This is a genomic window from Actinoplanes regularis, from assembly GCF_900188005.1.
Taxonomy (GTDB): domain Bacteria; phylum Actinomycetota; class Actinomycetes; order Mycobacteriales; family Micromonosporaceae; genus Actinoplanes; species Actinoplanes regularis.
In genome coordinates, this window is sequence record NZ_FZNR01000021.1 from 35,068 (window position 1) to 47,743 (window position 12,676).

11 protein-coding genes are annotated in these 12,676 nt (G+C 69.4%); 6 read left to right on the plus strand and 5 right to left on the minus strand.

The genetic code is table 11. From position 1 onward, the window contains the following. Positions 1–22: 22 nt before the first annotated feature. Positions 23–1,921 carry a S9 family peptidase gene (locus tag CHC09_RS35860; RefSeq protein ID WP_089297728.1) on the plus strand — a complete coding sequence of 633 codons (1,899 nt, stop codon included), beginning with the start codon at positions 23–25 and terminating at the stop codon, positions 1,919–1,921. Between the two features lie 29 nt (positions 1,922–1,950). Here the strand turns inward: CHC09_RS35860 and CHC09_RS35865 are convergent, their stop codons facing one another. Beyond that, complete coding sequence (locus CHC09_RS35865) at positions 1,951–2,430, minus strand: carboxymuconolactone decarboxylase family protein (RefSeq protein ID WP_089297729.1); 480 nt, start codon at positions 2,428–2,430, stop codon at positions 1,951–1,953. 185 nt (positions 2,431–2,615) lie between these two features. Between CHC09_RS35865 and CHC09_RS35870 the strand changes: the two genes are divergently transcribed. Continuing rightward, positions 2,616–3,533, plus strand: a complete 918-nt coding sequence (locus CHC09_RS35870; protein WP_089297730.1) for an RNA polymerase sigma-70 factor — start codon at positions 2,616–2,618, stop codon at positions 3,531–3,533. Between the two features lie 9 nt (positions 3,534–3,542). Here the strand turns inward: CHC09_RS35870 and CHC09_RS35875 are convergent, their stop codons facing one another. Together CHC09_RS35875 and CHC09_RS35880 are read right to left on the minus strand one after the other, a co-directional pair. Continuing rightward, positions 3,543–4,202 carry a class I SAM-dependent methyltransferase gene (locus CHC09_RS35875; RefSeq protein ID WP_089297731.1) on the minus strand — a complete coding sequence of 220 codons (660 nt, stop codon included), beginning with the start codon at positions 4,200–4,202 and terminating at the stop codon, positions 3,543–3,545. A 56-nt stretch (positions 4,203–4,258) separates the two neighbouring features. Beyond that, entirely contained in the window at positions 4,259–4,849 is a 591-nt protein-coding gene (locus CHC09_RS35880) for a DinB family protein (protein WP_089297732.1), read from the minus strand. A 207-nt stretch (positions 4,850–5,056) separates the two neighbouring features. Between CHC09_RS35880 and CHC09_RS35885 the strand changes: the two genes are divergently transcribed. From CHC09_RS35885 to CHC09_RS45695, 4 genes are all read left to right on the plus strand, one after another. Beyond that, a complete protein-coding gene (locus CHC09_RS35885; RefSeq protein ID WP_089297733.1) occupies positions 5,057–5,470 on the plus strand; it encodes a hypothetical protein in 414 nt (137 codons plus the stop codon). A 1,044-nt stretch (positions 5,471–6,514) separates the two neighbouring features. Beyond that, positions 6,515–6,883 carry a hypothetical protein gene (locus CHC09_RS35890; RefSeq protein ID WP_089297734.1) on the plus strand — a complete coding sequence of 123 codons (369 nt, stop codon included), beginning with the start codon at positions 6,515–6,517 and terminating at the stop codon, positions 6,881–6,883. A gap of 652 nt (positions 6,884–7,535) precedes the next feature. Beyond that, positions 7,536–8,252 (plus strand): hypothetical protein, encoded by a 717-nt coding sequence (locus CHC09_RS45690; RefSeq protein ID WP_143232780.1) that lies wholly within the window; start codon positions 7,536–7,538, stop codon positions 8,250–8,252. Positions 8,253–8,395: 143 nt separating this feature from the next. Further along, the gene (locus CHC09_RS45695; RefSeq protein WP_143232781.1) at positions 8,396–8,662 is read left to right on the plus strand and encodes a hypothetical protein; all 267 of its coding nucleotides are present in this window, start codon (positions 8,396–8,398) and stop codon (positions 8,660–8,662) included. A gap of 507 nt (positions 8,663–9,169) precedes the next feature. Here CHC09_RS45695 and CHC09_RS35895 read toward each other — a convergent pair. Both CHC09_RS35895 and CHC09_RS35900 read right to left on the minus strand, forming a co-directional pair. Then, the gene (locus CHC09_RS35895) at positions 9,170–11,224 is read right to left on the minus strand and encodes a hypothetical protein (protein WP_089297735.1); all 2,055 of its coding nucleotides are present in this window, start codon (positions 11,222–11,224) and stop codon (positions 9,170–9,172) included. Between the two features lie 66 nt (positions 11,225–11,290). Continuing rightward, positions 11,291–12,652, minus strand: a complete 1,362-nt coding sequence (locus CHC09_RS35900) for an FAD-dependent oxidoreductase (protein ID WP_089297736.1) — start codon at positions 12,650–12,652, stop codon at positions 11,291–11,293. Positions 12,653–12,676: the final 24 nt, after the last annotated feature.

The window sequence follows — 12,676 nt, forward strand, 5'->3', positions numbered from 1 at the left end:
CTTCTTGGCTCAGACTGATCGCATGACAGCTCTGACGGCCGAACTCGTGGTAGACGGCCGAGCGCCACGGACGCCGGCCCTCGCCCCGGACGGGCGGCTGCTCAGCTACGTTCTCGCCACCACGAGCCGGACCGGTGACCACCTCGACACCGAGCTTTGGCTCGTCGACCTCGTCGGCGGCGGATCGCGCCGGGTGACCGCCGGCACCGCGACGGAATCTCTGCCCCGCTGGTCCGGGGACTCGGGAACGCTGTTCTTCCTCTCCGATCACGCCGAGCGCGGTGTCCCGCAGGTGCACCGGTTCGCCCTCGCCGACGGTACGGTGACCGCCCTGACCAGCTGGCGGGCCGGCATCCTCGACCATCTGCCGCTCGCCGGCCCCGGCCCGGTCGCCCTGCTGGCCGAGGATGAACCCACCGAGCAGGACGCGCGCCGCGCCCGGGACCGCGACGACGCCGTCGTCGCCGGCGAGCGCGAACCGCGTGCCCGGTTACGCCTGCTCGACCCGCGTACCGGCCGGATCACCACGCCGGACGTGTTCGGCGACCGGCACGTCGTGGAGCTGCGGCAACGGCCCGACGGTGGCCCGCTCGCCGTGCTCACCCGGGCCGGCGCCGACAACGATCACGGCCCCCGCACCGGCTGGCTGCACCTGTTCGACCCCGTCACCGGGACCACGGAGGAGCTCGGGCCGGTCGAGGTCGACGCGCGTTTACCGGCCTGGTGGCCCGCGCCGGACGGTTGGCACCTCGGCTACATCGCGCTCACCCCACCGGGTCTTCAAGCCGGCACCGCCGTGTTCGACCTGGCCCTGTCCGACCGGGTCACGCGCAACCGCACCGCCGACCTGCCGATGTGCCCCACCGAGTTGTGCCAGACCGGGGCCGCTGCGCTGGTCGTGTTCGCTGACGGGCTGAACACGACCCTGGCCCGGCTCGACCCCGCCGGCCTCACCACGCTGTCACGGCACCCCGGGCGCCTCGACGAGCTCACCGCCACGAGCGGCGGTGAACAGATCGCGGTGCTGGCCGGCGGCCGTTACGAGCCCGTCGATGTTCATTTCGGGCCGTCGGCCGGGCCGCTGCGAAAGCTCACCGACACCCGCCCGGAGTGGAACGGCATCACCTTCGGCACGCAGCAACCGCTGGCCTACCGTGCCGCCGACGGCCTCGACCTTGACGGCCTGCTCGTCCTCCCGGTCGGGCAGACCGCGCCCGACGGCCCGTTTCCGCTGGTCACGATCGTGCACGGAGGCCCGTACGACCGCTACGCCGACCGTTGCCAGCTGTTCTGGTTCCCCAGCGCGCAATGGCTGGCCGCCGCCGGGTATGCGGTGTTCCTGCCGAACCCGCGCGGCGGCCAGGGCCACGGCCACCGGTTCGCCGCGAGCGTCGCCGGCCAGGTCGGCCGGCAGGAGTGGACCGACATCCTGACCGGCATCGACCTGCTCGTCGCCCAGGGTGTCGCCGATCCCGACCGGCTTGGCATCGCCGGCTGGAGCCACGGTGGCTTCATGTCCGCCTGGGCCGTCGGGCAGACCGAACGGTTCCGCGCCGCGCTGGTCGGCGCCGGTGTCGTCGACTGGGGCATGCTCGCCGCGACCGGGGAGAACGGGCAGTTCGAAGCCGCGCTCGGCGGCAGCACCGGGTGGTCCGGCATCGGCCCGCACCCGCATGACGCGGTCAGCCCGATCTCCTTCGCCGGCCGGATCCGCACCCCGGTGCTCATCCTGCACGGCGCTGAGGACACCAACGTCCCCCTCGGGCAGGCCGTTTACCTCCACCGGGCGCTACGCCACTTCGGCGTCGAGCACGAGTTCGTGATCTACCCGAGAGAGGGCCACTCGATCCGGGAACGCAATCATCAGCTGGACGTCCTGCGCCGGACCCGGGCCTGGTTCGACCGCTGGCTCCGCCCCTGACCGCGGCCGGGTGCCATGCCGCGCCGGGGTCAGCCGGTGTAGTTCTGTCCCGGCGGCATCCCCGGGATCGGCTTGGCGACGAGCGCGACGGGAATGAAGTAGCAGATCTGGCTGATCGCCAGGGTGAGCGTCCACAGCGCCTTGTCGTCGTAGTGGACGGCGGCCTCGGCGTACAGCTCGTCGGAGACCCGCTCTCCGGACGGATTCGCGGTCAGGACGGCCTCGACCAGCTTCAACGCGACCCGTTCGGCATCGGTGAAATACGGCGCGTCCTGCCAGGAGGCCACGGCGGTGATCCGCTCCTCCGTCTCTCCCGCCTTCCGAAGCTGCTCGGCCTGCCCGACGGTGTGATAGGTGCTTCCGGCGATCTGCCCGGCGCGCAACTGCACCAGGTTCATGGTGGTCTGCGGAACCGAACCGTTCTGGACGGCCTTCACCATCCTGCCGACGATCGCCACGAGATCGGGGAAGAAGCGGGTGGGGTCGGGCAGACGTGACTGTGTGGACATGATGCGCTTTCCCTTCTGAGGTCACCGGTTGTTCGCGGTGTGACGAACATGGAGATGCCGAGGACACGAGCCCTGTGACGGCACGGCGGTGTGGTCCACGCCACTGAAGGCGGGTGTCACGAAACCGCGGGGTGCGGCATCTGGTGTGTGCCAGAGTCGAAAGCGAACGGGCAGGAGCCGGCTTGATGAGCGAGCGAACCATGGACCCGACCGGTGACGGCCGGCTGGACTCCGCCACCGAGGCGTTCGTCGCCCACCGCAAACTGCTGTTCACCGTCGCCTACGAGATGCTCGGCTCGGCCGCCGACGCGGAGGACGTCCTGCAGGAGACCTGGCTACGCTGGGCGGGCGTCGACCTCGAACTGGTCCGGGACCCGAGGGCGTTCCTGGTTCGCGTCACCACCCGCGAGGCGCTCATGCGGCTGCGCACCCTCGGCCGGCGCAAGGAGTCCTATGTCGGCCCCTGGTTGCCGGAGCCGCTGCTGACCGCCCCCGACGTGGCCGACGACGTCGAACTGGCCGACAGCGTGTCGCTGGCGATGCTGCTGGTCCTGGAGACCCTCACCCCGACCGAGCGGGCGGTGTTCGTACTGCGTGAGGTCTTCGGTCTGGATTACGACGAGATCGCCGAAGCCGTCGAGAAAACCCCTGCGGCGGTACGCCAGATCGCCCACCGGGCACGGGCGCACGTCGCCGCGCGCCGGCCACGCGGGGCCGTTTCACCGGCACAGACCCGGGAGACCATCGTGGCCTTCCAACGGGCGGTCGAAACCGGCGATCTGCAGGGCCTGCTCGACATCCTCGCGCCGGACGTCGCCTTCCTGGGCGACGGCGGTGGGGTCGTGCAGGCCGCGCCGGCGCCGATCGTGGGAGCCGAACAGGTGGCCCGCATCCTGATCGCCGGGCTCGGCCGGGTCGCCGACGCGGCATCACTGCGGCCGGCGCAGATCAACGGCCACCCGGCGCTGCTGCTGCGGCTCGACGGCGAGATCGACACCGTCATCGCCGTACGCATCGATGACGGCCTCGTGACCGGGCTCTATGCGGTACGCAATCCCGGCAAACTGTCGTACGTACAGCGGGAGACCGATCTCCGTCGTTGAGCCCGGCTTTCATTGCTCCTGGGGGGCTTTGCGGGCGAGCAGGTGAACCTCCTGGAACTGTCGCCGGTCGGTGGGCTCCGGCTCGCGCACCATCCGGGCGACCTCGGCCAGCCCGGACCCGCGCAGCATCGCGGCGAGATGATCGGGCCACCACCGGTAGGCCGGTGCGACCGTGTGGTCGTAGACCTGCGTCGGATGGGACGGGCCCTCGCTTGCCGAGAACCCGATCAGGAGGTGCCCACCCGGTGCCAGCACGCGGTGGAACTCGGCCAGGATCGCGGCGACCTCCCGTGGCGGAGTGTGAATGATGGACCAGCGCGAGAGCACGCCGCCCAGCACGCCGTCGGCGATGTTCAACGCGGTCATCGAGCACTCGTCGAACCGCAGGCCCGGATAGGCGGAACGAGCCAACTCGATCATCGTGGGGGAGACGTCGACGCCGAACGCCGCCAGCCCCAGCTCATCGAGGTGAGCCGTGACATAGCCGGGGCCACACCCCAGATCCGCGACCTGACGGTTTCCGCTCGCGCGTACGGCCTCCGCGAACACGCCCAGCATCGCGCGGTCCAGGGGGCTGTCCGGCAGCGAATCACGGAACAGCTGCGCATAGGTGGAGGCGGCGGCGTCGTAAGCCTCGCGGGTGACACTGAGGGCATCGCGTTCGACCATGGCCGCGACAGTAGTTCCCCGGCCCGAGGCGAGCCGGGGGCGTCACGTCACCAGGGCTATCCGAACCGGTCCGCCAGCTTCGTCAGCTTGGCGACGTAGGCCGGCCAGTCGTAGCCCTCCGGGATGCTGGTGTACTCCCGGTTCAGGCCGATCGTCGTGTCATGCTGCTCGCGCAGGATGTCGGCCTGCCCCGCGTGCCGGGCGAGGTCGGTCGTCACATGGACGATGATCCGCTGCAACGTCACGACCTGCCTGTCCGGCCCCCACCACGACACCCGCCCCGGCGCGTCAAGCGGCAGCTGTTCGATCGTCTGGTCCGCGAAGATGCCGACCCTTCGGTACAGGTCGATCAGCCCGTCCTTCGTCTCGTCCTCCCGGGCGTACCAGTCCGCCTGCGGATCCTCGTCGTACGCGGAGAGCGGGACCAACTCCTCAGGCGTCGGGAACTCACGACCGAAGGTCGGCCCGAAGTAGCCGGCCTCGACATTGAGGCAGTGCTTGATGATCCCCAGCAGGTTGTTGCCGGTCGCGGTGCGGGGAAGCCTGGCCTCGCGCTCGCTCAGCCCGTCGAGCTTCCAGATCAGGTCGTCGCGAGCCCCTTGGAGGTAGTGCCGCAGTGCGGTCTTCGGATCGCCTAGATCAGCCATGCCCGCAAGTCTTCCTCACGCACCGCCGACCTCGCGCATGGTCGGCTCTCGCTTGGTTGACCTCGTGCAGGGGTTGGCTCTCGCTTGGTTGACCTCGTGCAGGGGTTGGCTCTCGCTTGGTTGACCTCGTGCAGGGTTGGCTCTCGCTTGGTTGACCTCGCGCGGGGTCGGCTCTCGCTTGACCGACCTCGCGTAAGGTCGGCCCTCGTGAGTGACCTGAAGGCGTTCCGCCGCGTCTGCTATGAGGCCGCACGCCTGACCGGCGGCACGGTGACCGAATTCCGGATCAGCACCGGAGTCACGCCGAATTTCCACCAGGGGATCATCGCCTTCTCGGACCGGTTCGTCTCGGTGCTCTGCGTCCGCGACGCTTCACTTCTGGCCGTTGCCGTTCCACGCGTCATCGAGCCCGGCCAAGCAACTGAATGCGGCCCGCTGACCTTCATCGACTCTCCCGAGTTGGCAGCGGTCCTGGCGCAGACCCCGGGCTTCCGGTTGCTCACCACCGCCGAGTTGAACGGTCCGGTCGACGTGGCGCGGTGGCCCGGGATCTGCTTGACCGATATGCGTTATTGGCGGCCCGGATCGCTGGGCGAAGCGCTCTTCAACTACTGGGACTGACCCTCATGCACGCCGGAATGCGACCTCGTTGCGGTAGGAGGTCCGCTTCATGCGCCTGTGGCGGGTTTTGAACTGCCCGCGAGCGCGCGAGGTTGGTGCTCTCGGTCGTCGCCGGGTGGTCCACCGTGTGTGAGGTTGGCGCTCTCGGTCGCCGCCGGGTGGTCCACCGTGTGTGAGGTTGGCGCATTCGGTCGCCGCCGGGTGGCCGACCGTGTGTGAGGTTGGCGCCCTGCGCCGCTGCCGGCGGGCCCACGCGCATGTGATCTCCGTGCCCTCGGCCGCCGCCGGATGGCCCACCGCAGGAGCCGTCATTACGCTGCCGCCATGCAAGGTGGAAGCACGATCGCATGGGCGGCGAACTGGCGCACGATATGTGGCTGGCTTGCTCAAGTCGCGCTGCTGGCGACCATGGCGTCGTGTATGACCACTTCGCCGAGGGGACGGCCTGGCCCAGGGCGCTCCGCGCCGGCCTCTTCTTCGGCCTGTTCACTCAAGCACTGATTTCGCTGGTGGATGCGGTGTACTGGTACCGCGCCCGAGCCCCGCGTCGAACTGCCGCCGCGCCACCAGTCCGCAGGGACGACGACCCGAGCCGAACTGCTGCTGCCCTGGCGCTCCGCAGGGACGACGACTCGAGGCGAACTGCTGCTGCCCTGGCGCTCCGCAGGGACGGGGACTCGAGGCGAACTGCTGCTGCGCTGCCGGTCTGCAGGGACGACGACTCGAGGCGAACTGCTGCTGCCCTGGCGCTCCGCAGGGACGGGGACTCGAGGCGAACTGCTGCTGCGCTGCCGGTCTGCAGGGACGACGACTCGAGGCGAACTGCTGCTGCCCTGGCGCTCCGCAGGGACGGGGACTCGAGGCGAACTGCTGCTGCGCTGCCGGTCTGCAGGGACGAGGACTCGAGCCGAACTGTCGCTGCGCTGCCGGTCCGCAGGGACGATGATTCGAGTCGGCGAAATTCGACAGCATTCAGCTGAATCCGCGTTGCCGAGCAGGATCCGAGCGTTTCCGGGAACGGGCGGCACCAGGTACGGTCCGGCTGTGGAGATCACGAACCTGTGTGTCGACCAGGTCGACGTCCGCGAGACCGACGACGAGCTGACGCTGATCCTCAGCGCCGCGGGCGCCCACATCATGGCGATCCGGGTGCGGTACGACGGCTGGGTGGACGAGGTGATCAACAGCGCCGGAGCGACCGCCCCAGGTCCCGGCGCCTGGACCCTCATCGACCATGAACTGTGCCTCGAAATGGACTCAAAGGCCGTAGCGATTTTTGGCTTCTCACGCGACTGCCGCATCCACCTCGACGTCGACGACGCTGGGATCCGGCGGGTCCGAGCGGCTCTCCTTGAGATCCTGCAATGCTCCTGCTTCGTGGTCGACACCGCCGAAGGCCGCGTGACCAGCTGAAGTTCTCGATCGCCGCGCTGACGATTCGGACTGCCTCGGAGGCCAGCTTCGTATGCCTGTGGCCGGCATCCTGAACTGCCGGTCAGACCCGTTGGACTGTCGGCCAGGCCCAGCACACCCACCGCAGCCGTCCCGATCCGTGCATAGTCCGGGCAGAATCGACCTACGCGCGCCGACGAGAACACGCATGTCGCGTCGACAAATCCCGGCCCAGCACCCGAACAAAAACCGTCACCCCGACCACCCCGAAACCCCGCAGCGCCGACATCCAGACAGCGAACGACTTCAATATCCCATTCATGCGAAACGAATCGCCCACGAGGCAGAAGCGAATACCGACATGGAAACAAGTGACTTCTGCCTGATGTGACCCCAGCCATCGCACGGTGACCAGTGCGGACCCGCGCATGCCGGATATCGCCGAATGTCACCGAAACCACCGATCTGCAATGCCCACCCTCATTCAGTAAATATCCACCGCAGATCGCTCGCGGCAGCGGCGGCCCCTGCGACTCTGGCCGAAAACCGGATCGCAAACTCCCCGCCTGAGTCGCCCCCGGCCGCTGCCTCGTTGTCGCCGCTCCCGGCACACGCCGTGCCGGCAAGGGAGCGATCCGCGATGACGGCATAGCTGCCGCCTGCGACTGCCGGCGTGATCTCCGCGGCCGCGGCGCGTGCGGCGATGCGGCGCTGGCCGGCTGTGGCGCGCAGACTTTCGGCTGCGGCGCTGGCAATTGCCGAATCGGTGCCACGGGCGGCGCCGTCTGCAGCGCTGTCGCCTGCCGTGATGGTGGCGTTGTTGGGTGTTGGTTGGCGGCTGGTTGTGGTGCTGGTGATTGTCGAATCGGTGCGACGGGTGGCGCTGTTTGCAGCGCTGTCGCCTGTGGTGATGGTGCCGCCTGTCGTGATGGTGGCGCTGTCTGCAGTGCTGCCGCATGTCGTGACGGTGCCGCCTGTCGTGATGGTGGCACCTGTCGTGATGGTGGCACCTGTCGTGATGGTGGTGTTGTTGGGTGTTGGTTGGCGGCTGGTTGTGGTGCTGGTGATTGTCGAATCGGTGCGACGGGTGGCGCTGTCGGCTGTTGCGACGGTGCCGCCTGTCGCGACAGCGGTGTTGCCGGAGGCGGGATGGCGGCCGACTGCGGGGCTGGGGCCGGCAGGGGAGCAGCCGGAACCGTCAGCGGTGCAGCGGATGCTTCGGGGCGGGCTTGAACGCTATTGGAGATGGCAGCCGAGCGGCTCTGTCGGAGCCGGCGAAGCTTCGTGGCATGGCGTTGCTGGAGGCCCCAAGCGCGATGACGTTCGTGCTCACGGCGAAATTCGTCACGCTCGGCGGAATAGTTTCGCGCCTTGGTCCGGTCGCGCATAGCAGCGATTTCCGCCCTGGCGAACAATGACAGCTGCCTCATGCATAAATTCTCTCGCAACCCCATCCGGAACTGTCAGTGCTGGAGCGTGCCAACCTTTATTTCCGCAATAACATATGCCAGCTCTTGCGTAACCTGTCGCAGCGTGATGCTCGTCGAAAGCTTCCGGCGAAAAGCGCAGCCGATCTCACATTTTACGATCCGATGGCACCGTGCGATGGCGGTCACGCAAGTGGTTAATTCGGTGGTCGTCCAACCCGGCAACTCCTTCTTCAGCAGGCCCGCTCGCCTCGTCAACGCACACCGGCAGCGGCGGACGACGGACGTCGCTTGGGGTGGAGGAATCGTGGATGGTCGGGGTCTGCGCTGGCAGGTCGCGGTGTCGGTGACGGATGTCGTGGGGGCGTGGTGAGGGCGCGGACGATGAGGGTTTGCGGCGTCGGGTGACGGAGGTCGTTTGCGTGGTGAAGTCGCGGGAGGTCAGGGTTTGCGGCGTCGGGCGATGGGCGTTGTTTGGGCGTGGTGGGGTTGCGGAGGGTCAGGGTTCGGCGGCGGTGGCGGGCGGTGGGCGTGGTGGGGTCGTGGATGGTCGGGGTCTGCGCCGGCAGGTCGTGGTGTCGGGTGACGGATGTAGTGGGGGTGTGGTGAGGGCGCGGGAGGTCAGGGTTCGCGGCGTCGGGCGATGGGTGTCGTCTGGGCGTGGTGAGGTTGTGGATGATCACGGTTCGCGGCGCTGGGTGACGGGCGGCGCTCGGGAGAAGTGAGGCCGCGCACGATCAGGACCCGCGCCGGGGCTGTGCGACGCCTCGGACCGGGTAGCCGGACAGATGCGGAACCTGGCTGGCAGAGGTTCCGCAAACCCGGCCGGCAGGGTGCCGCATCCGGTCGCCGGTCATCGGGCGCATCCAGGGCGCCGACCTCAAACGCCGCGCAGAGCGCCGGCAAGCTCCCGCAACAGTTCCTCATCCGTGTCGATGTATCTGAACGGATCCCCGTCGAACGCCTCGCCGGTCTCGAGCCGGGCGAGTTCCGCGAGGATCTGCGGCAAGGCCGGTGCGGCGGCCGTGCCCATCCGTTTCAGGCAGGCCGCGACATGGTTACCCGTCACGGAGTTCTCTTGCCAGGCCTGGAGCAGAGTGTCCAGCACGACCGGCGCCTCCGGCTCGCCAGCGATGTCCCAGATCGCCGCGGCGGCGTGTACGCGGTTCCATTCGTAGTCGGCCGCCAACAGGGTCCGCAGGCGGGGCAGCGCCACCGCTGCCGCCGGACCGATCTGGCCGAGAACATCAGCCGCCTCCCGGAGCGCGAAGGTTTCGAGCAGTGCGAGAGCGAGCGGCATCACCTCGTCACGGTCACCGCCGATGGCCCAGAGGGTCGTGACAGCCTCTGCCCGGGTCCAGGTGTCGTCGGCGGTGACCAACGACCTGATCTCAGCGAGCGCGGGTGCCGCCGCCGGACCGAGGGCCCGTAACGCCGCCAGCGCGGGCTTCGCCACGTCCCACTTCTCTCGCGCGGCAGCGGCGGCGAGCGTGTCGGTGATCAACGGCAAGGTGGCGGGGTCGCCGAGTTTCGCCAGGGCGGACAGGAGGCCCTGCGGGTTCGACGGCCACTTCTTGGACAGGTCGGCCCGGCGCAACCGGTCGGAGAGACGGGGCACCAACTGATCCGCGGCCTGCGGTAGCTCTCCCGCGACCTGGACGGCGAGCCAGGCGTCGACGTCGCTGTCCAGGGCCACGAGCAGGCTCGGAAGTGCTCGTCCGTCCCCGAGCCGAGCCAACGCCATGACGGCTTTCTGGTGCACCCGGCGCAGGTGCCGTCGCGGGGTCGCCCACACGTCCGGCCCGTGGGCGGCGACCAGGGCTGCCAGGGCCTCCCGGGCTGGTGCCGCGATCGATGGGTGGCTCTCCAGCAGTGCTGCCGCCTCGGCCGCGACTTCCAGGTTGCTCGCGTCGACTTGGGTGGCGACGAGCCGGATCAGGGCGCTGTGGTCACCGCGCCTGGAGCGAAGCAGGTCGTTCGTCATCCGGATCGCGTCCAGCCGGACGCCGGGCTCGGGACTGCTCAGCTGCTCGACCAGCAGGTCGGTGCGCTGTGAGACCCGCGGGCCCAACAGTTCGTGCAGCGTGCGCAGGAGATCCGTGGTCAACGAGTACCGCAGGTCGGCGCGGGCGAGATCCTCGAACGCGGCGGCGACGAACGGCGGCACACCGGCGGCCGGCGGCTCGACCGGCGGTGGCTCCGGCCAAGGCTGCTCCGGCGGGGCGGCGTCGGCGATCTCGCGCAACAGCCCGATCGCGGCCGGTACGAGGTCGTCGCTGATCGTGTCCGGGGTGCACCGGGCCCGGTGGATCAGCGCGGCGAGCCGGAACTCCGGTTCACCGGCCGGGTCCACGGCGAGGCCGGCGAGCCAGGCCGTCGCGGCCGGCACGATCGCCGGGAGTCGTTCGGCCAGGGTGGCCGTCGTCCGCGTCACGAGAAGGCGTTCGGCCAGACAGAACTCCCTCGCCGAGCGGTCCTGGAGCGAGTTGAGGGCCCGGTCGGCATCGTCGACGAGCAGTCCGAGGCCGGGGATGGCGGCCTGACGCACCCGGCAGGCGGCGTCTCCGGCGAGATCGACGAACGTATCCGCGTGCGACCGCAGGAACACCGCGGCGCCCGCGTAGCCCGCGTCGGTGTATCCGATGTCGTAGCGTGCGACCGCAGCCTCGGCGATGCTGATCAGCAGTGCGACGATCTTGTGACGGTCCGGTGTGGCCGGATCGCCGACCAACTCGAGCAGAAAGGGCAGGCTCGCCGCAGTGCTGGGGTAGACGCCACCCTGATGGTGAACGCTGCCGTAGAAGTCGCCGAGCGCCCGGCTCCGCTCGTCGGCGTCCGGAGAGCGCATCGCTTCCAGGAGTGCCGGTATCTCCTCGGCTGAACCGTGGGCATGGTGCATCGACGCCCAGTCGATAGCGTGCAGTCCGCTGAACATGCCCGGCACTATGCCCGGACCCACCGACATTTTCGGCGTGTGCCGGCAACCGACACCACGGACCGTTCAGGGCCGGTGCCGGTCCAGCTCCTGCTCCGCCTTACGGGCGGCGACCAGGATCGGATCCCAGACCGGGGCGTACGGCGGCGCATACCCCAGATCGAGTCCGGTCATCTCACCCACTGTCATCCGATTCCAGATCGCCACCGCGAACGCGTCGATCCGTTTCGCCGCCTCGGTCCGTCCGACGATCTGCGCGCCGAGCAGCATCCCGGTCTCCCGCTCGGCGATCACCTTGACCGTCATCGGCACCGCCCCGGGGAAGTAGCCGGCCCGGTTCGTCGACTCGATCGTGGCGGTCACCGTCTCGAAGCGGGCGCGGGCGGCTTCGGCGGAGCTCAGGCCGGTCCGGGCGACCTCCAGGTCGCACAGTTTCGTCACCGCGGTTCCGATCACGCCGGGGAAGGTGGCGTGACCGCCGCCGATGTTGATCCCGGCGACCCGGCCCTGCTTGTTGGCGTGCGTGCCGAGCGGCACGTGCACCTGGCCGCCGCTGACCCGGTGGTGCACCTCGGTGCAGTCGCCGGCCGCCCACACCCCGCCGGCCACCTGTTGCCGCTGGTCGGTCCGGAGGCCGCCGGTCGCGCCGAGCGGGAGGCCGGCGGCTTCGGCGAGCGCGGTGTTGGGTCGTACGCCCAGGCCGATGACGACGACGCCGGCCGGGAGTGGCCCGGCGTCCGTGGCCACCGCCCTGATTTTGCCGTTCGCGGTCTCCAGGCCCTGGACCGTGACGCCGGTGCGCAGGTCGATGCCGAGGTCCCGGATCGTGGTGGCGAGCAGCGCCCCCATGTCGTCGTCGATGGTGCCCATCGGCTGCTGGGCCCGTTCCACCAGGGTGACCCGCAGACCACGTTTGATCAGCGCCTCGGCTATCTCGACGCCGATGTAACCGGCCCCGATCACCACCGCGGTCTCCGGTTTCTCGGTGGCCAGCCACTCGCGCAGCGCGTCGCCGTCCTCCAGGGTCTGTACCCCGAAGACGCCTTTCCCGGTGATGTCGGCCCACGGCGGGCGGACCGGGGTCGCGCCGGTGGCGTAGACCAGTTCGTCGAAACCCTCGCGGCGGGTGGAGCCGGCGTCGAGGTCACGCACGGTTACCGTGCGGGCGTCCAGGTCGATGCCGGTCACCTCGTGCCGGGTGTGCACCTCGATCCCGGCCTTGCGGAACTCGGCGGGGGTCCGGGCGATCAGCCGGTCCCGGCCGTCCACCACGCCGCCGATCCAGTAGGGGATGCCGCAGGCCGAGTACGACACGAAGCGCCCCAGCTCGAAGGCGTGGATCTCCAGCTCGTCCGGGCCACGCCCGCGGCGTGCCTGGGCGGCCGCCGACATGCCCGCTGCGTCACCACCGATCACGATCAGTCGCATCCGGCCATTGTGCCCGGATTGGGA

Coding starts and splice junctions, on each gene's coding strand:
- CHC09_RS35865 (WP_089297729.1), bottom strand. CDS start 2,430: ATGTCCACACAGTCACGTCTGCCCGACCCCACCCGCTTCTTCCCCGAT.
- CHC09_RS35895 (WP_089297735.1), bottom strand. CDS start 11,224: ATGTTCAGCGGACTGCACGCTATCGACTGGGCGTCGATGCACCATGCC.
- CHC09_RS35875 (WP_089297731.1), bottom strand. CDS start 4,202: ATGGTCGAACGCGATGCCCTCAGTGTCACCCGCGAGGCTTACGACGCC.
- CHC09_RS35870 (WP_089297730.1), top strand. CDS start 2,616: ATGAGCGAGCGAACCATGGACCCGACCGGTGACGGCCGGCTGGACTCC.
- CHC09_RS35900 (WP_089297736.1), bottom strand. CDS start 12,652: ATGCGACTGATCGTGATCGGTGGTGACGCAGCGGGCATGTCGGCGGCC.
- CHC09_RS35860 (WP_089297728.1), top strand. CDS start 23: ATGACAGCTCTGACGGCCGAACTCGTGGTAGACGGCCGAGCGCCACGG.
- CHC09_RS35880 (WP_089297732.1), bottom strand. CDS start 4,849: ATGGCTGATCTAGGCGATCCGAAGACCGCACTGCGGCACTACCTCCAA.